The 22,353-nt window shown below is 70.5% G+C and carries 19 protein-coding genes; 10 read left to right on the top strand and 9 right to left on the bottom strand.

Annotation, left to right across the window (positions count from 1 at the left end; all coding sequences use genetic code 11):
• Positions 1–59: 59 nt before the first annotated feature.
• The 8 genes from ACJJVL_RS06305 to ACJJVL_RS06270 form a co-directional block, all read right to left on the bottom strand.
• A complete protein-coding gene (locus ACJJVL_RS06305; protein WP_405217539.1) occupies positions 60–1,349 on the bottom strand; it encodes a thymidine phosphorylase in 1,290 nt (429 codons plus the stop codon).
• The gene (locus ACJJVL_RS06300) at positions 1,346–1,777 is read right to left on the bottom strand and encodes a cytidine deaminase (protein ID WP_405217538.1); all 432 of its coding nucleotides are present in this window, start codon (positions 1,775–1,777) and stop codon (positions 1,346–1,348) included. Before ACJJVL_RS06300 ends, ACJJVL_RS06305 begins: the two co-directional genes overlap by 4 nt.
• The gene (locus ACJJVL_RS06295; RefSeq protein ID WP_405217536.1) at positions 1,774–3,066 is read right to left on the bottom strand and encodes an ABC transporter permease; all 1,293 of its coding nucleotides are present in this window, start codon (positions 3,064–3,066) and stop codon (positions 1,774–1,776) included. The genes ACJJVL_RS06300 and ACJJVL_RS06295 overlap by 4 nt, the downstream gene beginning before the upstream one ends.
• Positions 3,063–4,469 carry an ABC transporter permease gene (locus tag ACJJVL_RS06290; protein WP_405217534.1) on the bottom strand — a complete coding sequence of 469 codons (1,407 nt, stop codon included), beginning with the start codon at positions 4,467–4,469 and terminating at the stop codon, positions 3,063–3,065. The genes ACJJVL_RS06295 and ACJJVL_RS06290 overlap by 4 nt, the downstream gene beginning before the upstream one ends.
• Positions 4,466–5,995 carry an ABC transporter ATP-binding protein gene (locus ACJJVL_RS06285; protein ID WP_405217533.1) on the bottom strand — a complete coding sequence of 510 codons (1,530 nt, stop codon included), beginning with the start codon at positions 5,993–5,995 and terminating at the stop codon, positions 4,466–4,468. The genes ACJJVL_RS06290 and ACJJVL_RS06285 overlap by 4 nt, the downstream gene beginning before the upstream one ends.
• Before the next feature lie 135 nt (positions 5,996–6,130).
• A complete protein-coding gene (locus tag ACJJVL_RS06280; RefSeq protein WP_405217531.1) occupies positions 6,131–7,225 on the bottom strand; it encodes a BMP family protein in 1,095 nt (364 codons plus the stop codon).
• Positions 7,226–7,351: 126 nt separating this feature from the next.
• Positions 7,352–8,419, bottom strand: a complete 1,068-nt coding sequence (locus tag ACJJVL_RS06275) for a BMP family protein (RefSeq protein ID WP_405217921.1) — start codon at positions 8,417–8,419, stop codon at positions 7,352–7,354.
• Positions 8,420–8,484: 65 nt separating this feature from the next.
• Complete coding sequence (locus tag ACJJVL_RS06270) at positions 8,485–9,597, bottom strand: mannose-1-phosphate guanylyltransferase (RefSeq protein ID WP_405217529.1); 1,113 nt, start codon at positions 9,595–9,597, stop codon at positions 8,485–8,487.
• A 261-nt stretch (positions 9,598–9,858) separates the two neighbouring features.
• On the opposite strand from ACJJVL_RS06270, the gene sdhC reads away from it, so the two are divergent.
• The 6 genes from sdhC to ACJJVL_RS06240 all read left to right on the top strand — a co-directional run bounded on the left by sdhC (position 9,859) and on the right by ACJJVL_RS06240 (position 17,296).
• A complete protein-coding gene (gene sdhC, locus ACJJVL_RS06265) occupies positions 9,859–10,206 on the top strand; it encodes a succinate dehydrogenase, cytochrome b556 subunit (protein WP_405217919.1) in 348 nt (115 codons plus the stop codon).
• Positions 10,206–10,664, top strand: coding sequence for a succinate dehydrogenase hydrophobic membrane anchor subunit (locus ACJJVL_RS06260; RefSeq protein ID WP_405217528.1), 459 nt, complete (start codon positions 10,206–10,208; stop codon positions 10,662–10,664). The genes sdhC and ACJJVL_RS06260 overlap by 1 nt, the downstream gene beginning before the upstream one ends.
• Before the next feature lie 25 nt (positions 10,665–10,689).
• A complete protein-coding gene (gene sdhA, locus ACJJVL_RS06255; protein WP_405217527.1) occupies positions 10,690–12,477 on the top strand; it encodes a succinate dehydrogenase flavoprotein subunit in 1,788 nt (595 codons plus the stop codon).
• A gap of 119 nt (positions 12,478–12,596) precedes the next feature.
• Entirely contained in the window at positions 12,597–13,400 is an 804-nt protein-coding gene (locus tag ACJJVL_RS06250; RefSeq protein WP_405217917.1) for a succinate dehydrogenase iron-sulfur subunit, read from the top strand.
• 279 nt (positions 13,401–13,679) lie between these two features.
• Positions 13,680–15,665, top strand: a complete 1,986-nt coding sequence (locus tag ACJJVL_RS06245) for a dynamin family protein (protein ID WP_405217526.1) — start codon at positions 13,680–13,682, stop codon at positions 15,663–15,665.
• On the top strand, positions 15,662–17,296 hold the full coding sequence (locus ACJJVL_RS06240) for a GTPase family protein (RefSeq protein ID WP_405217524.1): 1,635 nt from the start codon (positions 15,662–15,664) through the stop codon (positions 17,294–17,296). Before ACJJVL_RS06245 ends, ACJJVL_RS06240 begins: the two co-directional genes overlap by 4 nt.
• 50 nt (positions 17,297–17,346) lie before the next feature.
• Here ACJJVL_RS06240 and ptsP read toward each other — a convergent pair whose 3' ends face one another.
• Entirely contained in the window at positions 17,347–18,993 is a 1,647-nt protein-coding gene (gene ptsP / locus ACJJVL_RS06235) for a phosphoenolpyruvate--protein phosphotransferase (RefSeq protein WP_405217523.1), read from the bottom strand.
• 56 nt (positions 18,994–19,049) lie between these two features.
• Here ptsP and ACJJVL_RS06230 point away from each other — a divergent pair, with 56 nt between their 5' ends.
• The 4 genes from ACJJVL_RS06230 to ACJJVL_RS06215 form a co-directional block, all read left to right on the top strand.
• Positions 19,050–20,015, top strand: a complete 966-nt coding sequence (locus ACJJVL_RS06230; protein ID WP_405217522.1) for a YihY/virulence factor BrkB family protein — start codon at positions 19,050–19,052, stop codon at positions 20,013–20,015.
• 50 nt (positions 20,016–20,065) lie between these two features.
• A complete protein-coding gene (locus ACJJVL_RS06225) occupies positions 20,066–20,893 on the top strand; it encodes an exodeoxyribonuclease III (protein WP_405217521.1) in 828 nt (275 codons plus the stop codon).
• Positions 20,894–20,916: 23 nt separating this feature from the next.
• Entirely contained in the window at positions 20,917–21,912 is a 996-nt protein-coding gene (trpS, locus tag ACJJVL_RS06220; protein ID WP_405217520.1) for a tryptophan--tRNA ligase, read from the top strand.
• On the top strand, positions 21,909–22,353 hold a 445-nt coding region (locus ACJJVL_RS06215; RefSeq protein WP_405217519.1), incomplete at its 3' end, for a GNAT family N-acetyltransferase. The genes trpS and ACJJVL_RS06215, both read left to right, overlap by 4 nt.

The raw sequence follows: 22,353 nt of genomic DNA, 5'->3' as shown, positions 1-22,353 counted from the left end.
GCGAAGCACACGGCGGCCCCGAGCGCACGCGGCTGCCGCGCACCGGGTCGACGGCGATGTCAGGCGATGCGCTCGCGCACGATCGACGGCACCTCGACATCCGTGCCGGGGGCGGCGAGCTCCCACGCGCCCTCGAGCGCCTCGAGCGCCCGCGGGATGCGCGCAGCATCGTCTGCCGAGATCGTCCAGAGGGGATCGCCCGTGCGCACGGCATCGCCGGGCTTGACGTGCAGATCGATGCCAGCGGCGTGCACGACCGGGTCGCTCGCCCTGGCACGGCCCGCCCCGAGCCGCCACGCGGCGATGCCGAACGGCAGCGCCTCCTGGCGCACGAGCACGCCGTCGGTCTCAGCGACCACGGTGTGGGTCTCGTTCGGGTCCGGGAGCGGGGCATCGGGATCGCCGTCCTGCGCGATCACGAACTTGCGCCAGACATCCATCGCGCGACCGTCCGCCAGCGCCGCCTCGACGTCGGCATCGCCCTTGCCCACCGCGTCGAGCATCTCGCGCGCCAGCGCGACGGTCAGCTCGACGACGTCCGCCGGTCCTCCGCCGGCAAGCACCTCGACCGACTCGCGCACCTCGTTCGCGTTGCCGATCGCGAGTCCGAGCGGCGTGTCCATCGTGGTCAGCAGCGCGCGCGTCTCGACGCCGGCGTCGCGGCCGAGCTCGACCATGGTGTGCGCGAGCTCGCGTGCCTTCTCGAACTCCCGCATGAAGGCGCCGGAGCCGAACTTCACGTCCAGCACGAGCGCGCCCGTGCCCTCGGCGATCTTCTTCGACATGATCGACGACGCGATGAGCGGGATCGCCTCGACGGTGCCCGTGATGTCGCGCAGCGCGTACAGCCGCTTGTCCGCGGGCGCGAGGCCCGCACCCGCGGCGCACACGACGCCACCGACGGTGCGGAGCTGCTCGAGCATCTCGTCGTTCGTGAGGTCGGCGCGCCAGCCGGGGATCGATTCCAGCTTGTCGAGCGTGCCGCCCGTGTGACCGAGACCGCGGCCCGACAGCTGCGGCACCGCGGCGCCGAACGCGGCGACGAGCGGCATGAGGGGCAGCGTGATCTTGTCGCCGACGCCGCCGGTGGAGTGCTTGTCGACCGTGGGCGCGTCGAGCGACGAGAAGTCCATGCGCTCGCCCGACGCGATCATCGCCATGGTGAGGTCGTGGATCTCGCGCCGCTCCATGCCGTTGAGCAGGATCGCCATCGCGAGCGCCGCCATCTGCGGGTCGTCCACGTAGCCGCGCGTGTAGGCGTCGATGAGCCAGCCGATCTGCTCGGTCGAGAGCGGCTGCCTGTCGCGCTTGGCTCGGATGATGTCGACGGCGTCGAATGCTTCAGTCACGTCTTGCTCCTTCGCTGCTCTGCATAGTCCACCAGCTCGGCCGGTCCGAAGGCGTCCGGCAGCACCTCTGCCATGGTGCGGATGCCGCGCACGGTGTCGAGCAGCATGCCGGGAGCGGCGTGCTCCGACAGCAGCTGCCGGCAGCGCCCGCACGGCATGAGCCGCTCGCCCGCGCCGTTGACGCAGGCGAAGGCCACGAGCTTGCCGCCGCCGCCCATCACCATCTCGCTCACGAGCGAGCACTCCGCGCACAGGGTGACGCCGTAGGCGGCGTTCTCGATGTTGGCGCCGGAGACGATGCGGCCGTCGTCGACGAGTGCCGCAGCGCCGACCGGGAACCCCGAGTAGGGGGCGTAGGCCTTCGCCGCCGCCGCGACGGCGTGCGCGTGCAGCCCCGCCCAGTCGATCTCGTCCACGGGCGCCGTCATTGCTTGATGTACGGCTTGCCGCTGGCCGCGGGCGCCCGTGAGCGCCCGATGAACCCGGCGACCGCCAGGATCGTGATGACGTACGGGAGCATGAGCATGAACTCGCTCGGCACCGGCGAGCCGATCGCACCGAGCGTCTGCTGCAGGGCAGAGGCGAAGCCGAACAGCAGCGCCGCGAGTGTCGCCTTGATCGGGTGCCACTGGCCGAAGATGACGGCAGCGAGCGCGATGTAGCCGAGCCCGGCCGTCATCTCGCGCGTGAACGAGCCGTTCGAGTCGAGCGTGAAGTACGCGCCGCCGAGGCCCGCGACGGCTCCCGCGAGCGAGACGTTCCAGAAGCGCAGCCTGGTCACCTTGATGCCGACCGTGTCGGCGGCCAGCGGGTGCTCGCCGATGGCGCGCAGTCGCAGGCCCCAGGTGGTGCGGAACAGGCCCCAGGCGATGAGCGGCACGACGATGTACATCGCGTACACGATGAGCGACTGCTTGAACAGCGCGGGGCCGATGAGCGGGATGCTCTCCAGCAGCGGGATCGGGATCTTCGGCAGCCGCGCAGGGCTGTTGAGCGCGGGGGTGTCGGTGAGCACCGACGAGTAGAAGAAGTTCGTCAGGCCCGCGACCAGCACATTGAGCACCACGCCGACGATCACCTGCTCGACGTAGTACCGGATCGCGAACACCGCGAGCACCATCGACACCAGCACACCGGCGAGCATCGCGGCGGCGACGCCGAGCATCGTGACGCCGGTCGCCGAGGCGACCACCGCGCCGGTGAACGCGCCGCCGAGCAGCTGCGCCTCGATGGCGATGTTGACCACGCCCGCGCGCTCCGAGATCACGCCGCCCATGGCGCCGAAGATCAGCGGCACGGAGAGCCCGATGGTGGCGAACAGCAGCCCGGGGATGGGGATCATGGCCCCGGCACCCGCCCAGCTGAGGAAGCCGATGATGAACACGAGGCCGAAGACGATCGGCAGCCAGATGCCGAGCTTGCGCACGGTCGCCGTGGCCCAGAACGACAGAGCCGTCAGGCCGGCGAGCAGCAGGACGACGACGATGCCGGTGGGGCGCGCGGGCATCACCGCGTCAGGCAGGGCGAACAGGTCGCCTCCGGAGGCGAGTCGCAGCGTCGCATTGCCGTCGCGGCCGATGATCACCATCAGCAGCAGTGCCACCACGGTCACGACCGCGTAGGAGATCGGTGCCTTCCAGTGCCTGACGACCGCGCGCTCGAGCTCGATCCTCTCGGCGGGCTTCGCCGCTGTGTCGACCGGCTGCTGCGTGCTCATGCCCGACCACCCTTCTGCTCCGTCATGGTCTTGAGCGCGGCCTCATCGCGGCGCTGCCTGCGCGACTTCTTGCCGGGCTGCGGCAGGCCGAACATGGCGCGCACGAGCGGCGGCGCGGCGATGAACAGCACGATGAACGACTGCACCACGAGGATGATGTCGATCGGTACGCCCTCCGCCGCCTGCATGCGGAAGCCGCCCGCCTTGAAGGCGCCGAACAGGAGGCCGGCGAAGAAGGTGCCCCACGGCGTCGAGCCGCCGAGCAGCGCGACCGTGATGGCGTCGAAGCCGATGCCCGCGTCAATGCCCGAGGTGAAGCCCGTGGTGACCGAGCCGGTCACCTGCTGGGCGCCCGCGAGGCCCATGAAGCCGCCCGCGAACACCATCGCGAGCATCGTGATGCGCTTCACGTTCATGCCGGCGTTCAGCGCGGCGTGCGGGTTGTACCCGACGGCGCGGAACTGGAACCCGAGGTTCGAGCGGTTGATGAGCCAGGCGCAGAAGATCACCGCGGCGACCGAGAGCACGAAGCCCCAGTGCAGCGAGAACGGTGGCCCAAACATCGACGGCAGGATCGCGCTCTCCGGCATGCGGGGCGAGATGGGGTTGTTGCTGCCCGGGTTCTGCAGCAGGCCGGGAGTGCGCAGCATCCAGGTGATGAACCACAGCGCGACGAAGTTCAGCATGATCGTCACGATCACCTCGTGCGCTCCGGTGTAGGCCTTCAGCGCGCCCGCGACGCCGCCCCAGATGGCCCCCGCGACGATGCCGACGGCGATGGCGACCAGCACGTGCAGCACGGGCGGCAGCGCGAACGAGAAGCCCACCCAGCTGGCGGCGGCTGCAGCCCACAGCATCTGGCCGCGGCCGCCGATGTTGAACAGGCCGACGCGGAACGCGATCGCGACGCCGAGGCCGGCGGCGATGAGCGGCGTGGCGAAGTTCAGCGTGTCGGTGAGCGGCTTGATGAGCTGCGCGAAGCCGGCGTCCGCGCGCGAGAAGTTGAGGATCGAGCCCTGGAACAGGGCCGAGTAGGCGCCGAACACCGAGTCCCAGATGGCTCCGAGCATGTCGCCGGGGCGGGCGAAGAAGTAGCCGGCGGTCTGCTGCACGCGCTCGTCGGTGAACGCGATCAGGATGCCGCCCACCAGGAGCGAGGTCACGATCGCCAGCAGCGCCATGACGAGGTTGCCGCTCATGATGCGCCGGAACGCGCTGTTCCAGGGGTCGTCGTCGTCGACCTGACGGTCGTCGGTCGGTGGCGCCACGACGCGCGTGTCGACCTTCGTCTCCGTGGGGGCGTGGACGGTGCCCGGGGTCTCGCCGGAGTCTGGCGAGCCGCCGGTGCGGGGCTGCCCCTCCGGCTCGATCGGGTCATCGGCGTCGCGCGGCTGATCGTTCACGCTGCGGCTCCTTCTGCATGCTGGGTCTGCCGCTCGCCGGCCATCATGAGGCCGAGCGTGTCGCGACTGGTGTCTGCCGGCACGATGCCGATCACGCCACCGCGGTACATGACCGCGATGCGGTCGGCGAGCCCGACGACCTCATCGAGCTCGGTCGAGACGACGATGACCGGAATGCCCGCGTCGCGCGTGGCGATGATCTGGCTGTGGACGAACTCGATCGAGCCGACGTCGAGCCCGCGCGTGGGCTGGGAGGCGACGAACAGTGCCAGCGACCTCCCGAGCTCGCGCGCGAGCACGACCTTCTGCTGGTTGCCGCCCGAGAGTGTGCCGACGTGCGAGTCGATGCCCTGCGCGCGGATGTCGAAGGCCTCGAGCTGCTCAGTCGCGAACGCGTCGCGATCGCCGCGGTTGACCGTGCCGCCGGAGACGAACGGAGCACCCGAGTAGCGGTCGAGCATGAGGTTCTCGGCGATCGAGAACTCGCCGACCAGTCCGTCGACCTTCCGATCCTCCGGCACGAAGCCGACACCGGAGTCGAGCACCTGGCGCACGGACTTGCCGACCAGCTCGGTGCCGTTCAGGCTGATCGAGCCCGTGGCCTTTGGCTGCAGGCCCAGGATCGCCTCGGTGAGCTCGGTCTGGCCGTTGCCCTGCACGCCGGCGATGCACAGCACCTCGCCGCCCCGCACGGTGAACGAGACGTCGTTCACCACCTTCTGGCCGATCGAGTCGAGCACCGTCAGCCCTGCGACCTCGAGCTGGTTGTCGGTGCGCACGGGCGGCTGCTTCTGCACCGTGAGCTCGACCGGACGGCCGACCATCATCGACGCGAGCTCGGTGCTCGACGACTCTGGACTCGCCTCGCCGACGACCTTGCCGAGCCGGATGACGGTGATGCGGTCGGCGATCGCCCGCACCTCGCGCAACTTGTGCGTGATGAACACGATCGCGGTGCCCTCATCGCGCAGCTGCTGCATGATCGCCATGAGCTCGTCGGTCTCCTGCGGCGTGAGCACGGCGGTGGGCTCGTCGAAGACCAGCACCTTCGCGTCCTGCGAGAGCGCCTTGATGATCTCGACGCGCTGCTGCACGCCAACCGGGAGATCCTCGATCTTCGCGTCCGGGTCGACGTGGAAGCCGAAGCGCTGCGAGATCTCGCGCACCTTCTCCTTCGCGCCGCTCAGGCCGCCGAGCGCCTTCTCATGCCCGAGCAGCACGTTCTCGGCCACGGTGAAGACGGGGATGAGCATGAAGTGCTGGTGGACCATGCCGATGCCGGCGCGCATCGCGTCGCCGGGGCCCGCGAAGTGCTGCACCTCGCCGCCCAGCAGGATCTCGCCCTCCTCGGCCCGGTACAGGCCGTAGAGCACGTTCATGAGCGTGGACTTGCCCGCGCCGTTCTCGCCCAGGAGGCAGTGGATCTCGCCCGCGTTGACCACAAGATCGATGTGATCGTTCGCGGTGAGCGCTCCGAAGCGCTTCGTGATGCCACGAAGCTCGAGGGTTGGATGCTCGAGAGTCATGTGTCCTCCTCCGACGACGCCGACGGCGTACGTGAATCTAACTGGTTTTGAGCGATCCTCGCTCGCGCGCCCGCTACCGCGCATGAGGGTGGGGGCCGGCCGCAGCCGACCCCCACCCGCGAATGCTGCCCGGAACTACGGGCTGGCGGGCGACTCGACAGCGATGTCGCCAGCGATGATGCCGGCGCGGATCTCGTCGAGCTGCGCCTGCAGCTCACCGTCGACCTCGCCCTCGAAGTCGTGGAACGGTGCGATGCCCACGCCGTCGTTCTCGAGCGTGCCCACGTAGGGCTCGTTCGTGAACTCGCCGGCCGCAGCCTGCTCGACCACGGTCTGCACACCGGTCGCCATGCCCTTGAGGATCGACGTGAGGAAGAGATCGCCGTTCTCGGGCGAGGTCTCATACAGATCGGCGTCCACACCGATCATCACGATGCCGGAGTCGTCACCTGCGTCGCGGATCGCCTCGATGGCCGAGAGGAAGATCGGGCCGCCGACGGGCAGCAGCACGTCCGCACCCTGATCGATGAAGGTCTGCGCCATCGACTTGGCCTCGACGCCGGCCGCGAAGCCACCGGTGAAGGAGCCTTCCTGCGCCTCGACGTCCCAGCCGAGCACCTCGACGTCGGCGTCGTTCTGCTCGTTGAAGTACTCCGCGCCCTGCACGAATCCATCCATGAAGATCGTCACCGGCGGGATCGGAATGCCGCCCCAGGTCGCGATCTTGCCCGTCTCCGAGTGGGAGGCGGCGGCGTAGCCGGCGAGGAACGCAGCCTCAGCCGTGTTGTAGACGATCGGCTTGACGTTCTCTGCCTCGATCGAGTTGTCGTCGATGATGGCGAAGTTCACGTCGGGGTTCGCCTCAGCGGCCGCACCCGTCGCCTCCGCGAGCGAGAATCCCACGGACACGACCATGTTGCAGCCCTGCGCGATGACGCTGTCGAGGTTCGGGGCGTAGTCGGACGGCGACGAGGACTCGACCTCGATGGCCTCGACACCCAAGCCCTCAGCTGCCGCACGCAGGCCCTCGGCGCCGAGCTGGTTGAACGAGCGGTCATCGAAACCACCCTCGTCGGAGACGATGCAGGGAACGATGTCGACCGTGGGCTCCTCGGCGGCGGGCTCCGAGCCCGTCGGTGCCTCGGGAGCAGCGGAGCAACCGGCGAGCAGCAGCGCTGCGCCGATCGCGAGAGCGCCGCCTCGGGCGGCGGAACGTGTGAACTTCCTCAAGGGATCCTCCAGTGCACAGGATGCTCGCCGCGACGCGGCGGAGCGAATGATGGCTTGAGCATACGGCGGCGCGCCGCGCCCTTGGGGCGATCGCGGGGCACCGCAACCCAATCGTTGCAAACCGCCTCAGCTTTGCGGGCTGGAGGGGGACTCGATCGTGATCTCGCCGTCGACGATCTGCTGCCGGAGCGCGTCGAGCTCAGCCATCGTCTCCTCGGAGATGCGAGTCTCCAGGTCGTGGAACGGCGCGATGTCAACGCCCCCGTTCTCGAGCGTGCCGATGATGGGTTCGTCGGAGATCGTGCCGTCGACGGCGTCGCCGACCGCGGCGACCACCGCGTCCTCGGTGTTCTTCAGGATGCTCGTGAGCAGGAGCGGCCGGAACTCCGCCGGCAGGGTGTCGTAGCCGTCGTTGTCCACCCAGATGATGAGCGCCTCGCTGCCGGAATCGAGCGAGGCCCGGAAGGCGCCCTCCCCGACCTGCCCGGCGACGGGCAGGATCACGTCGGCCCCCTGCGAGATGAAGGCCTGCGTCTGCGACTGCCCGAGGCTCACGTTCTCGAAATCACCGGTGAAGGTGCCGTCCTGGTCCTCCGGATCCCAGCCGAGCAGGCGCACCGACGCGCCCTTCGCCTCGTTGAAGCCCTCGATGCCAGCGGCGAAGCCATCCATGAAGAGCGTGACCGGCGGCTGATTGCCGCCGCCGAAGGTGGCGACGATGCCGCTCTCGGAGACGGATGCCGCGACATAGCCGGCGAGGTAGGCCGCCTGCGCCGTGTCGAACACGATCGGCCGCACGTTCGGGCCCTCGACGATCTCGTCGACGATGGCGAACTGCACGTCGGGGTTGGCCGTGGCCTGCTCCTGCGTCGCGGCAGCCAGCTCGTAGCCGACGGTGAGCACGAAGCCGCAGCCCGTGTCGACGGCCGCCTGCACGTTGGGCGCGAGGTCGCTCTCGGTGGTCGAGACCAGCACGTTGGCACTCACGCCCAGCTCCTCCTCCGCGCGCTCCATGCCGGCCCAGCTGGTCTCGTTGAACGAGCGGTCGTTCAGCCCACCGGAGTTGGTGACCATCTGCGAGCACTCGAGCGACTGCTCGGCACCGGGGTCGACGGCGCCGTCGGTGGCTGCGGGCGGCGGCGCGCTGCAGCCGGCGACCAGGACGAGCGCGGCGAGCGCGGGGACGGCGAGCATGCGAGACAAGTCGGACTCCTTCGTGCGGTGGCGCCATCGTAACCGTCCGGCGACCACGGCGCGGATCAGAGCGCGTCGGTGTTGCCGGAGCGGCGAACGGCGTCGACGACCTGCTTCACGCGCTGCGCATTGTCGGTCGTGGTGACGAGCAGCGCATCCGGGGTGTCGACGATCACGACGTCGTGGATGCCCACCACCGAGACGATGCGCTTCGACTGCGAGACCACGATCCCGCTCGCGGAGTCGGCGAGCACCGTGCCCGCGGATCCGAGGATCGCGAGTCGGCCGCGGCGACCGTTGTTGTGCAGCTTCGCGACCGCCGAGAAGTCGCCCACGTCATCCCAGTCGAAGTCGCCCGGCACGACGACCATGCGGCCGCGGGCAGCTGCCGGCTCCGCGACCGCGTAGTCGATCGCGATCCGCTTCAGCTGCGGCCACACCCGGTCGACCGCGGGACCGCGGCGGGCGGGCTCGTCCCACACGGCCGCGAGCTCCTCGATCTGCGCCGCGAGGACGGGCTCCTCCTGGGCGAGCTCCTCGAGGAGCACATCGGCGCGTGCGATGAACATCCCGGCGTTCCAGAGATAGCTGCCGTCCTCGAGGTACCCCTTGGCGACCTGCGCCGACGGCTTCTCCACGAACTGCTCGACCACCGCGGCATGCGGGGCACCGTCGATGCCGAGCGCCTCGCCGGCGCGGATGTAGCCGAAGCCGATCGCGGGCTCCGTCGGCGTGATGCCGATGGTGGCGATGTAGCCGGCCCGCGCGGCGGCGGCGGCCTCGGTCACCGCACGCCGGAAGCCCCGCTCATCGGCGATCACGTGGTCGGCGGCGAAGGAGCCGATGATCACGTCCGGCTCCCGCCTGCGGAGCACCGCGGCTGCCAGCGCGATCGCCACGGTCGAGTCGCGCGGATCCGCCTCGAGCACGATGTTCGCATCATCGAGCTCGGGGATCTGCAGCTCGACGGCGGCGCGGTGCGCGCGGCCGGTCACGACCAGCGTCCTGCCCTCGCCCGTCAGCGGCGCGAGCCGGTCGAAGGTCGCGCGCAGCAGCGTCTTGCCGCTGCCGGTCAGGTCGTGCAGGAACTTCGGCGCGTCGGCCCGGGAGAGCGGCCAGAGCCGTGAGCCCGCTCCGCCCGCCGGGATGATGCTGTAGAAGTCGTCGATGGTGGCCACGCCCCGAGCCTATGTGAGGGCCCGCGCGCGGCGACCGCGCTGCCAGGACGCCGGGGCGCTCCCTATGACGGCGTCGCGGCGCAGCGACGCCGGGCGCGCACGTTCAGGTCTGCGCGGCTCGCGGGCCTAAGATGGAGGAATCTATCCGGACGAACGACGGAGGGAATGCGCGTGTCTGAGACATCGAGCAGCCTGACCCTCCCCGACCCCGCACCTCGGAGGACCACGTTCAGCGGCACGCTGTATCGCGGCAACGAGGGCATGTGGTCGTGGGTGCTGCACAGGATCACCGGTGTGGCGATCTACTTCTTCCTGCTTGTGCACGTGCTCGACACGTCGCTCATCCGGGTGAGCCCCGAGGCGTACAACGCGGTCATGGCGACCTACAAGAACCCCATCATGGGGCTCGGCGAAGTCGTGCTCGTCGGTGCCGTCGTGCTGCATGCGCTGAACGGCCTGCGCATCATCATGGTCGACGCGTGGCCGTGGGCGACGAAGCACCAGCGCCTGCTGTTCTGGGTTGTGCTGGGCTTCGTGGCGGTGCTGATGGCCTACTTCGTGCCGAACCACCTCGCGAACGTCTTCGCCCCGATGACGGGAGGCGAGTGATGAGCGCCACCATCGAGAGCCCGAACTACGCCTACCCCGCGCGCTCGAAGCGCCGTCGCGGCCCGAACCTCGAGAAGGCCGGCTGGATCTTCATGCGCGCCTCCGGCGTCGTGCTGGTGGTGCTGATCTTCGGCCACCTCGCGTTCAACCTCATCTGGACCCCAGGCGGCATCCACGCGATCGACTTCGGCTTCGTGGGCGGCAAACTGGCTGATCCGTTCTGGCGCGTGTGGGACGTCACGATGCTGTGGCTGGCGATCCTGCACGGGTCGAACGGCATGCGCACGATCGTGAACGACTACGTGCACAAGCCCGCCGTGCGCTCGATCATGCTCTGGGCGCTCGGCATCGCCGCGGCGGTCCTGATCATCCTCGGCACGCTCATCACCTTCACGTTCGACCCCTGCCCTCCGACCGCAGACGCATCGCTGCTGCCGTCGTTCTGCGCAGAGCGCTAACCACGATTCGGAGACCCCCAGATTCATGGCTGACCAGAGTTCCGTCACCGACGGCATCCACTACCACCGGTTCGACGTCATCATCGTGGGCGCCGGTGGTGCCGGTATGCGAGCGGCGATCGAATCCGCGCCGAAGGCGTCGACCGCCGTCATCACGAAGCTCTATCCCACGCGCTCGCACACCGGCGCTGCGCAGGGCGGCATGGCCGCAGCGCTGGCGAACGTGGAGGAGGACAGCCACGAGTGGCACACCTACGACACGATCAAGGGTGGCGACTACCTGGCCGACCAGGACTCGGCGGAGATCCTGACCCGCGAGGCGATCGATGCGATCTACGACCTCGAGAACATGGGACTGCCGTTCAACCGCACGGAGGACGGCAAGATCGACCAGCGCCGCTTCGGCGGGCACACGCGCGATCACGGCAAGGCGCCCGTCCGTCGCTCCTGCTACGCCGCGGACCGCACCGGTCACATGATCCTGCAGACGCTGTACCAGAACTGCGTCAAGCACGGCGTGAACTTCTTCAACGAGTTCTACGCGCTCGACCTCGTGATGGCAGAGGTCGACGGCGTGAAGCGCGTCTCCGGCATCGTCGCGTACGAGCTGGCTACGGGTGAGATCCACGTCTTCCAGGGCAAGTCGATCGTGTTCGCGACCGGCGGGTTCGGCAAGATCTACAAGACCACCTCGAACGCCCACACGCTCACGGGCGATGGCGTCGGCATCATCTGGCGCCAGGGACTGCCGCTCGAGGACATGGAGTTCTACCAGTTCCACCCGACGGGCCTCGCGGGCCTCGGCATACTCCTCACCGAGGGTGCTCGCGGTGAGGGCGCGATCCTGCGCAACGCCTCGGGCGAGCGCTTCATGGAGCGCTACGCCCCGACCATCAAGGACCTCGCCCCGCGCGACATCGTGGCGCGGTCGATGGTGCAGGAGGTGCTCGACGGCCGCGGCGCCGGCCCGCACAAGGACTACGTCTACCTCGACTGCACCCACCTGGGCGCCGAGGTGCTCGAGACCAAGCTGCCCGACATCACCGAGTTCGCGCGCACCTACCTGGGCGTCGACCCGGTGACGGAGCGCGTGCCCGTGTACCCGACGGCGCACTACGCGATGGGCGGCATCCCGACGAACAACGACGCGCAGGTGCTCAGCGACAACGACACCGTCGTCCCCGGGCTCTTCGCCGCGGGCGAGTGCGCGTGCGTCTCGGTGCACGGCGCGAACCGCCTCGGCACGAACTCGCTGCTCGACATCAACGTCTTCGGCAAGCGCGCCGGCAACAACGCCGTCGCGTACGCGCAGACGGCCGACTTCGTCGATCTGCCCGCCGATGCCGCCGACGGCGTCGTCAAGCTGCTCGCGCAGCTGCGCGAGGGCAACGGCACCGAGAACGTGGCCGAGATCCGCAAGGCGCTGCAGGAGACGATGGATCGCAACGCGCAGGTGTTCCGCACCGAGGAGACGCTGCAGACCGCCCTCGCCGACATCGCAGGGCTGCGCGAGCGCTACCCGAACGTGCGCATCCACGATCGCGGCCGCCGGTTCAACACCGATCTGCTCGAGGCGGTCGAGCTGGGCTTCCTGCTCGACCTCGCCGAGATCGTCGTGGCCTCGGCGATCAATCGCAAGGAGTCGCGCGGCGCGCACATGCGCGACGACTTCCCCACCCGCGATGACGAGAACTACATGCAGCACACCATGGCCTACCGGACGGCGGGCGACACGGGCGTGCCGCAGGAGATCCGGCTGGAGTGGAAGCCCGTGCGCATGACGCACTACAAGCCGCAGGAGAGGAAGTACTGATGGCTGAGAGCGAGCAGAAGAACGAGCACAGCGTCGGGAGCGAGGGCGCGTCGGAGGCCGGTGACCCGAGCGCGCAGGCGAAGGCTGCCGCCGATGCCACGACCGCCGATTCGCAGGCCGTGAGCGCGGGCGAGAGCACCCCCGCCCCGGCCGACGCGGTCGCGAACGGTTCCACCGGCGAGGCCGCCAGGGCCGAGCCCGTCGAGGATCCGCAGAGCTTCCCGGTGACGGTGATCATCCGCCGCTTCGACCCCGAGGTCGACGAGGAGCCGCGCTGGGTCGACTACGACGTCGAGATGCTCTCCACCGAGCGCATCCTGGACGCGCTGCACCGCATCAAGTGGGAGCAGGACCCGTCGCTCGCCTTCCGTCGATCGTGCGCGCACGGTGTGTGCGGCTCGGACGCCATGCGCATCAACGGCAAGAACCGGCTCGCGTGCAAGGCGCTCGTGAAGGACTTCGACGTGTCGAAGCCGATCTACGTCGAGGCCATCAAGGGCCTGCCGCTCGAGAAGGACCTGATCGTCGACATGGAGCCGTTCTTCGACTCCTTCCGCGAGATCCAGCCCTTCCTGCAGGCCACCGGCAAGCCCGAGAAGGAGCGCCACCAGACGATCGCGCAGCGCGAGCGGTTCGACGACACGACCAAGTGCATCCTGTGCGCCGCGTGCACCACGTCGTGCCCGGTGTTCTGGACCGACGGCCAGTACTTCGGCCCCGCGGCGATCGTGAACGCGCACCGCTTCATCTTCGACTCGCGCGACGAGGCGGCCCAGGTGCGCCTCGACATCCTCAACGACCGCGAGGGCGTGTGGCGCTGCCGCACGACCTTCAACTGCACGGATGCGTGCCCGCGCGGCATCCAGGTCACCAAGGCGATCGCCGAGGTCAAGCAGGCGATGATGACGGGCGTCAAGCTCTAGCTGCGACTCCCTCGAGGGCCGGCACCGCTGCGGTGCCGGCCCTCCGTCGTCCGCGAGCGATGCGCCCGCCCGCTGCCCGCCCACCTCGAGGCCAGCGCCGACCGGTACGGAAGTGTCGCGCCGGGAGCCCGCGAGCGACCATCGCGTACCGGAGGCGCGTGGCAGCCCCCGCTCGGGTGCGCGCTCCAGCACCGAGGTGTCGCGTCCGGAGCCCGCGCGCGACCGGTTCGTACCGGAGGCGGGCAGGGGGCGTTCGGGCGCGTGCGGCAGACTGGCGGCGTGACCGACGCGACCATCACCGCCCTCGAGCGACTCGACGCCCTGCGGGGCGCGCTGGAGGGTGTCGCGCTGCCGCTGGCGATCGCGGACGCCGACACCGCGCGCGACGCCCGCCGGTCGGCCGTGCGACAGATCGACGACTACATCCAGCCTCGCCTCAGCAACCTCGATGCGCCGCTGCTCGCGGTGGTGGGCGGCTCGACGGGGGCCGGCAAGTCGACGCTCGTGAACGCGCTCATCGGGCTGCCGGTCACGCGCACGGGCGTGATCCGCCCCACCACGCGGCAGCCGATCCTGCTGCACTCCCCTGCGGACGCCGCATGGTTCGCCTCCAAGCGCATCCTGCCGGGCCTCGCGCGCGTGACGGTCGTCGTGCGCACGGCGCCGGCGAACCGAGCGGGCGAGGAGCCCGACGCCGCCCGGATCGGCTCGGTGGTGGTCGTCGCCGACGAGCGCGTGCCGCGCGAGCTCGCGATCCTCGACGCGCCCGACGTCGACTCGATCGCCGACGAGAACCGGCAGCTCGCCGCGCAGCTGCTCGCCGCCGCCGACCTGTGGCTGTTCGCCACCACGGCGAACCGCTACGCCGACGCGGTGCCGTGGAAGCTGCTGGATGACGCCGCCGCGCGTGACATCACGGTCGGCGTCGTGCTGAATCGGGTGCCCCCGGGCGCCGAGGCCGAGGTCGAAGCCGATCTGCGGCAGATGCTGGGTGAGCGCGGGCTCGGCAGCGCGCCCGTGTTCGTCGTGCCGGAGGCGCGCCTGGACGAGCAGGGCATGCTCCCTGCCGCCGCGGTCGCCGGCATCCGCAGCTGGCTGGTCGCCATCGCCGGCAACCGAGCCGAGCGCGCCCGGATCTCGGGCCGCACGCTGGCCGGTGCGGTGGATCGCCTCGGCGTGACCGCGCGCAGCGTCGCGTCCGCGCGCGAGGAGCAGCTCGTGGTGGCGAACGACCTGCGCCAGAGCGTTCGCGCGCTGTACGACGATGCCGCCGACCGGGTGGGCGATGCCACGCGAGACGGCGTGCTGCTGCGCGGCGAGGTGCTCGCGCGCTGGCAGGACTTCGTCGGCACCTCCGATGTGTTCCGCACGCTCGAATCATGGTTCTCGCGCACCCGCGACCAGGTCACCGCGTGGTTCCAGGGCAAGCCAGCCCCCGCCATCGAGGTGGAACGGGAGATCGAATCGGGCCTGCACGCGGTCATGGTCGACGCCGCCGGCCGCGCGGCGTCGGAGGCGTGGGCGCGGGTGCGCCAGAGCGCCGTCGGTCGCCAGCTGACGAACGGGGCCGACCTCGCGCATCCGTCCGTCGACCTCACCGAGCGCGCATCGAAGCTCGTGCGCGACTGGCAGCAGGGGCTCATCGAGCTGATCACCGATCAGGCCGCTGGGAAGCGCACGAAGGCGCGCGTCATGTCGCTCGGCCTCAACGTCATCACGGTCGCCCTCATGGTGGTCGTGTTCGCCTCCACGGGCGGGCTGACCGGTGGCGAGATCGCCATCGCGGGAGGCTCGGCGGTGGTCGGGCAGAAGCTGCTCGAGACCATCTTCGGCGAGGACGCCGTGCGCCGCCTGGCCGCCCAGGCGCGCGACGACCTCGAGGCTCGGGTCCGGATCCTGATGGCGGCCGAGGCGAGCCGCTGGGATGCGCTGCTCGACCCGGTCGAGGCCGGCACGAGCGCTGACGAGCTGCGCGACGCGGCCGCTGCGCTCGAGCGCGCGATGGCCGCCGTGAGCACGCGCGCCGAGCCCGCCGCGGGTCGTGCGCTGCTCAAGAGCGACATGGTGGAGGGCGAGCTCGTGGAGGATGCACTCGAGCCGCCGCTCCCCGGCGAGGCGAACGAGGTGCATGAGCTGCCAGCCGGCGCCGGGCCGCTGCCCGCGGTGGAGCGTGCTGACCGCGGTGCCGGGCGTGAGGGTGGCGACGACCACCTCTCGCGTGGACCGCATCGTGACGAGCCCGGCTGGCGGGAGGAGACGCGATGAGCGCTGCGACCGTCGACCAGCTGCTCGGCGCGCTCGGCGACGCTGCCGCGCTCGGCGCCGGTCGCGTGCCGGAGGACGATCTGGAGGCGGCGCGGCGCGTCGCGGATCGCGCGGGAGAGCGTCGCGCGCTCTCATCCGAGCACACCGTGGTCGGCTTCTTCGGCGCGACCGGCTCCGGCAAGTCGTCGCTCCTGAACGCGCTGGCCGGCGAATCGGTCGCGCGCACGCACGTCCGCCGGCCCACGACCTCGGAGCCGCTTGCGGCGGTCTGGAACCCGCACGGCGCATCCGCCCTGCTCGACTGGCTGCAGGTCTCCGACCGGCGCATCATGGATCGGCCGTTCGCCGCCGACCGCGACGGGCGGGCTCAGGAGCTCTCGCTCATCCTGATCGATCTGCCCGACTTCGACTCGGTCGCGCTCGAGCACCGCACGATCGCCGAACGGCTCGCCGGGCAGGTGGACGTGCTGGTCTGGGTGGTCGATCCGCAGAAGTATGCCGACGCCGTCATCCACCGCGACTTCATCGCACCGCTGGCCACGCACGCCGCGGTCACGGCCGCGGTGCTGAATCAGGTCGACCGTCTGGCGCCGGGCGAGGTCGACGAGGTCGTCGGCTCGCTGCGCGGGCTGCTGCGCGGTGACGGTCTCGATCGGGTGCAGGTGCTGCCGGTCTCGGCAACGGACGGCACCGGCATCGACGCGCTCCGTCGACTGATCGCCCGCTTCGCGATCGAGCGCAAGGCCGCCTCGCAGCGCCTGGAGGCCGACGTGCGCGCGATCGCAGATCGACTGGAGGGTGCCGGGGCTCCCGGCTCCGTGCGGCGGGCCGACACCCACGCGCTCGAGCGCGGCCTCGCGGGTGCCGCGAACGTGGACACCGTCGCGCGCGCGGTCGCGGGCTCCTACCGCAAGCGCGCCGGTCAGGTCACGGGATGGCCCGTCACCTCCTGGCTGCTGCGGTTCGCTCCCGATCCCCTGCGTCGCCTGCACCTCGCCTTCGGGCAGGATCGCGGACGTGACGCGGAGGTGCATCGCACCGGCATGCCGCCGATGAGCGCGGCGCAGCGCGCGCAGGCCGGGCTCGCAGTGCGCGCCTACGCCGACTCCGCGGCAGCGGGTCTCGGCGATGGCTGGGCGGCCGCGATCCACGAGCACGCGGCGGATGCGCTGGAATCGCTGCCGTCGGAGCTCGACCGTGCGGTCGCCCGCACCGACCTCGGCGCACGGGCCTCCTGGTGGTGGCCGCTGCTGGCAGGGATCCAGTGGCTGGCGCTCATCGTGGCGGTGATCGGCGGAGTCTGGCTGCTGCTGCCCATCCTGCTGCCGATCTGGGGCATGGTGGCGCCGGTGATCCCGCAGGTCGAGGGCACCGAGACCTGGCTCGACGGCTGGCCGATCCCGCTCGTGGGCCTCATCGGCGGCGTGCTCGTGGGCATCCTGCTGGGTCTGATCGGTGCGCTGATCAGCGGCGCGGTCGGCGCGGCACGTCGCTCGCGCGCGCGTCGGCGGCTGCGCAGGCAGGTGAGCGCGGTGGCGCGCGAGACGGTCGTGCAGCCCATCGAGGCCGAGCGGGAGCGCGCCAGAGCGTTCGCCGCCGCGGTCTCGCGTGCGGCCGGCCGCACGCGCTGAGCCGGTTCGACGCGCGCACGAGACTCCGACGCCGCGTGTCGTTCGCTGAGTCAGCCGGCGGCAGCCTCGCGGGCGCCGGCCGCGCTCGTGGCAGCGAGTGCGCGAGTGGCGCGCTGCTTCGCCTCCTCCAGCGTGACCGTGAGCAGCTCGGCGCGCACATCGGCGATTGCCGAGGCGCTCATCGACAGCGAGGTGACGCCGAGCCCCACCAGCACGACAGCCAGCGCCGGGTCGGCAGCGGCCTCACCGCACACGCCCACGAGCTTGCCTGCCGAGCTGCCCGCATCCCCGAGCATCTTCACGAGCCGCAGCACCGCTGGGTGCCAGGGATCCTGCATCGCAGAGACCGTGCCCAGCTGCCGGTCGGCGGCCATCGTGTACTGCGTCAGGTCGTTCGTGCCGATCGAGACGAAGTCGGCCACCTCCAGCACCTGGTCTGCGACGACCGCGATCGACGGCACCTCCGCCATCGCGCCCACCCGCTCGAGCCCGAGCTCCTTGCCGAGCGAGACGAAGTACTCGGTCTCCTCCCGGTCGGCGATCATCGGCGCCATCACGTACAGCTCGGCATCGGTGGCTGCCTGCGCGTTCGCGAGCGCCGTCAGCTGGTCTCGCAGGATCTGCTCGCTCGCTCGCAGTGCACGGATGCCGCGCAGGCCGAGCGCCGGATTCTCCTCATGGGCATCGTTCAGGAAGGCGAGCGGCTTGTCGGCACCCGCATCGAGCACGCGCACCACCACCTTCTTGCCGGGGAACGCCTCCAGCACCGCGACGTAGGCCGCGGTCTGCTCCTCGACCGTCGGTGCGGAGGTCGCATCAAGGAAGAGGAACTCGGTGCGGAAGAGCCCGACACCCTCCGCGCCGAGCTCGACCGCACCCGGCGCATCCTTGGCCGAGCCGACGTTCGCCATCAGCGGCACCTTCGTGCCGTCGGCGAGCGCACCCTCGGTGATGGGTGCAGAGGCCGCCCGCGCGCGGCTGTCGCGCTCGGCCCGGGCAGCCGCGACGGATGCCTCGTCAGGGTCGAGCACGACGGTGCCGGCCTTCGCGTCCACGATCGCGACCTGCCCGTCGGTGACCGCGTCGAGCAGGCCGACGACCCCAACGACCGCCGGCAGCGACTTCGAGCGGGCGAGGATCGCGGTGTGCGAGGTGGGGCCGCCGTCCTGCGTGACGAGCGCGACGGTCTTCGTGAGGTCCAGCATGGCGGTGTCTGCGGGTGCGAGGTCGCGCGCCACGAGCACGAATGGCTCGCTCGACTCGGGCACCCCTGGGGCAGGCACGCCGCGCAGGCGCGCCACGACCCGCTGGCTCACGTCGTCGAGGTCTGTGGCGCGCTCCGCCATGTAGCCGCCCATGGAGGTGAGCATGTCGCGGAACGCGGCATAGGCATCCCATGTGGCCCGCTCGGCGTTGGCACCCGCTTCCATCCGGGAGCGCACATCGCCGAGGATCGCCGGGTCCTGCGCCATGAGTGCCGATGCCTCGAGCACCTCTTGCGCCTCGCCACCGGCGGCGGCCGCTCTCATGCGCAGCTCATCGGCGACCTGCTGCAGCGCCAGCTGCACCCGATCGGCCTCGGCATCGACAGGAGCAGCGAGCGGCTCGTCGCTGGGCGGCGCCAGCGGCTCCGGCATCGTCAGCACGCTCGCGACCGAGATGCCTCGGCCGACTCCGACTCCTACGAGGTCGCTCATGCCGTCACAGTACGCTGAGGTGCCCGGCCGCCGCCACGGGACTCGGGAGGATCGCGATGAAGCAGCTGATCGAGCGGCTCCAGCGCTCGTGGCCGATGCGCGCATGGCAGCGCTACTCGGAGGAGCGCGGCTCGGTGCTCGCGCAGGGCATGACGCTGCAGGCGTTCCTCTCGCTCTTCGCGGCGCTGTTCGTGGCCTTCGCGGCCTTCACCGCGCTGCTGGGCGGCAACGTGGAGCTGCGACGCGCGGTCATCGACTCGATCTCCTCCAGCATTCCTGGGCTCCTGGGCGATGAGGGCGCGCTCGACGTGGAGGAGCTGCTCTCGATCTCGATCTCCGGCTGGGCCGGTGCGGCCGGTGCGCTGGTGATCATGTTCACCGCGATCGCGTGGATCGCCGTGAGCCGGGAGGGCTTCCGCGCGATGTTCGAGCTCGGCTCCCCGCCATCGAACGTGGTGCTGCTGAAGCTCGGCGACCTCGGCGTCGCCATCGGCATCGGTCTGCTCGTCGTGGTCTCCGCAGGCCTGCTGGTCGTCACGCAGGCCCTGGCCGAGTGGCTCGGCCTCGGATGGACGACCCAGCTGCTCGGCTTCGGCTCGCAGCTCGTGCTCGACACCACGATCGTGCTGCTGATGTTCCGATTCGGGGGGCGGCTCCGACTGCCCGCCAAGTACATCGTGCCCGCGGCCGCCGCGTGCGCGGTCGCGTTCGCGGGGCTGAAGGCGATCGCGTCACTGCTGTTCCGCGCGGTCGAGAACAATCCGCTGCTCGGCAGCGTCGCGGCCCCGGTCATCATCCTCATCTGGTTCGGCTTCATCATGCAGATCCTGCTGCTCGCGCTCGCCTTCGTGGCCGTCACGCCCACGGGCAGGGCCTACACGCGGCTCGTCGAGACCGGGGGCATCGACGCCACGCTGACCCCCGAGCAGGCGGAGGCGCTGCTGCAGCAGCTGGAGGAGGGCAAGCGCCCCAGCCTCGACGCGGTGCGCGCGCACAAGCGGCTGGCGAAGCGCAGCCGGTAGGCGGATGCGCGGGTGCGTCGGCGTCGGCGCGGATCGGTAGGCTCGATGGCATGCTGCGCATCGCCACCGTCAACGTCAACGGCGTGCGCGCCGCGTTCCGCAAGGGCATGGGCGACTGGCTCGAGCAGGGCGGCTTCGACATCGTCGCGCTGCAGGAGGTGCGGGCGCAGGACGAGGATCTGCTACCGCTCGTGCCCGGCTGGCACGTGCTGCACGACCCGGCGACCGCGAAGGGTCGAGCCGGTGTCGCCATCCTCTCGCGAGAGCCCTCGATCGAGCACCGCACCGACATCGGGCTGCGGTCGTTCGACACGAAGGGGCGCTGGCTGGAGGCCGACTTCCTGGTGGGCGAGACGCTGCTGACGGTGGTCTCGGCGTACGTGCACTCGGGCGAGGTCGGCACCGCGAAGCAGGATGAGAAGTTCCGCTTCCTCGACTCGATGGCGAAGCGCCTCCCGCAGCTGCGCCGCCACTGTGAGCACGTGCTGCTCATGGGCGACCTCAACGTCGGCCACACGAGCCTCGACATCAAGAACTGGCGCGCCAACCAGCGCTCGTCCGGCTTCCTGCCGGAGGAGCGCTCCTACTTCGACCGCTTCTTCGGCACCGGCATGGTGACCGGCGTCGACGGCGTCCGGGGCCGCGGCCACGGATGGGTCGACGTCGGCCGTGCCGCGCATCCGGATGTCGACGGCCCCTACACCTGGTGGTCGCAGCGCGGCAAGGCGTTCGACAACGACACCGGCTGGCGCCTGGACTACCACGTGGCCTCGCCCGCGCTCGCTGCCGTTGCCCGCGACTACCGCGTCGACCGGTACCCCTCGTACGACACCCGCTGGTCGGACCACGCGCCGGTGGTCGTCGACTACCACCTCTGATCACCCACTTGAGGAAGACATCCATGGCACACCCCCGCCTCTACTCGGGGATGCAGCCCTCCTCGGGCTCGCTCCACCTCGGCAACTACATCGGCGCCCTCCAGCAGTGGCGCCGCCTGCAGGAGGACCACGACGCGTTCTTCTCGATCGTCGACCTGCACGCGATCACGGTGCCGCAGAGCCCGCAGGTGCTGCGCGAGCAGGTGCGCACGCTCGCCGCGCAGTACATCGCCGGCGGCATCGACCCGGATCGCTCCTGCCTGTACGTGCAGTCGCACGTCGCGGCGCACGCCCAGCTCGCGTGGCTGCTGAGCACGATCACGGGCTTCGGCGAGGCCAGCCGGATGACGCAGTTCAAGGACAAGACGGCGAAGGGCGGGCAGGAGGCGGCCTCGGTCGGGCTGTTCACCTACCCGATCCTGATGGCGGCCGACATCCTGCTCTACGACGCCGAGATCGTACCGGTCGGCGACGACCAGAAGCAGCACGTCGAGCTCACGCGCGACCTGGGCGAGCGCTTCAACAAGCGCTTCGGCGCCACGTTCACGATCCCCAAGCCGCGGATCCTCGCCGACGGCGCTCGCATCTACGACCTGCAGATCCCGCAGTCGAAGATGTCGAAGTCGGCCGACAACGACAAGGGCGTCATCTGGCTGCTCGACGAGCCCGCGAAGACGGCCAAGAAGATCCGCTCCGCAGTCACCGACACGGACGGCGCGATCCGTGCCGACCGCGCCGAGAAGCCCGGCGTCACGAACCTGCTGGACATCATGAGCGCGGTGACCGGCACGAGCGTCGCCGACCTCGAGGCGCACTTCGACGGGCAGGGCTACGGCGTCTTCAAGACCGAGGTCGCCGACGCGGTGGTCGCCGAGCTCGCGCCGGTGCGCGAGCGCACGCTCGAGCTGCTCGCCGATCCCGCGGAGCTCGACCGGCTCCTCGCGGTGAACGCGGATCGGGCGAGGGCCGTCGCCGACGCGACGCTGACGCGCGCGCTCGAGGCGATGGGTCTGCGGTGACGCCACTGGCGGGCCCGTCCCTGCCGCTCATGGGCGCGAAGGTCGTGCTCACGGCGCTGCAGGCGAGCGACATCGACCGCGTCGTCGAAGCCTGCTCGACCGAGCAGGCGAGACGCTGGATCGAGACGCCGTGGCCGTACTCCCGTGCCGATGGTGAGGGCTTCGTGCGCGACTTCGTGCCCGCCGGGTGGCGCGGTGAGCACGATGAGCGTGTGTGGGCGATCCGCGAGACGCTCCGCGGCGAGCTCGCGGGAGTCGTGGGGCTGCGCGCCGACGTCAGCGAGGTGGGCTTCTGGTTGCACCCGGACGCGCAGGGTCGGGGCCTCATGGCGGATGCACTGCGCACCGTCGTCGGGCACGCCGACGGCTGCCTGACGTGGCCCGAGGTGTTCTGGAGCTGCTACGACGGCAATGTCGGATCGATGCGCGTTGCGCGGGCGG

The organism is Agrococcus sp. Ld7 (genome assembly GCF_045064095.1).
GTDB lineage: Bacteria > Actinomycetota > Actinomycetes > Actinomycetales > Microbacteriaceae > Agrococcus.
The sequence above is the reverse complement of the archived record's forward strand: the minus strand, read 5'-3'. Positions and strand labels throughout refer to the sequence as shown.

Excerpts from the sequence above, each read along its gene's own strand:
- ptsP (WP_405217523.1), bottom strand. The coding sequence starts at position 18,993 with ATGAGCGACCTCGTAGGAGTCGGAGTCGGCCGAGGCATCTCGGTCGCG.
- ACJJVL_RS06275 (WP_405217921.1), bottom strand. The coding sequence starts at position 8,419 with ATGCTCGCCGTCCCCGCGCTCGCCGCGCTCGTCCTGGTCGCCGGCTGC.
- ACJJVL_RS06300 (WP_405217538.1), bottom strand. The coding sequence starts at position 1,777 with ATGACGGCGCCCGTGGACGAGATCGACTGGGCGGGGCTGCACGCGCAC.
- ACJJVL_RS06260 (WP_405217528.1), top strand. The coding sequence starts at position 10,206 with ATGAGCGCCACCATCGAGAGCCCGAACTACGCCTACCCCGCGCGCTCG.
- ACJJVL_RS06240 (WP_405217524.1), top strand. The coding sequence starts at position 15,662 with ATGAGCGCTGCGACCGTCGACCAGCTGCTCGGCGCGCTCGGCGACGCT.
- ACJJVL_RS06230 (WP_405217522.1), top strand. The coding sequence starts at position 19,050 with ATGAAGCAGCTGATCGAGCGGCTCCAGCGCTCGTGGCCGATGCGCGCA.
- ACJJVL_RS06285 (WP_405217533.1), bottom strand. The coding sequence starts at position 5,995 with ATGACTCTCGAGCATCCAACCCTCGAGCTTCGTGGCATCACGAAGCGC.
- ACJJVL_RS06295 (WP_405217536.1), bottom strand. The coding sequence starts at position 3,066 with ATGAGCACGCAGCAGCCGGTCGACACAGCGGCGAAGCCCGCCGAGAGG.
- sdhC (WP_405217919.1), top strand. The coding sequence starts at position 9,859 with ATGTGGTCGTGGGTGCTGCACAGGATCACCGGTGTGGCGATCTACTTC.
- trpS (WP_405217520.1), top strand. The coding sequence starts at position 20,917 with ATGGCACACCCCCGCCTCTACTCGGGGATGCAGCCCTCCTCGGGCTCG.
- ACJJVL_RS06225 (WP_405217521.1), top strand. The coding sequence starts at position 20,066 with ATGCTGCGCATCGCCACCGTCAACGTCAACGGCGTGCGCGCCGCGTTC.
- sdhA (WP_405217527.1), top strand. The coding sequence starts at position 10,690 with ATGGCTGACCAGAGTTCCGTCACCGACGGCATCCACTACCACCGGTTC.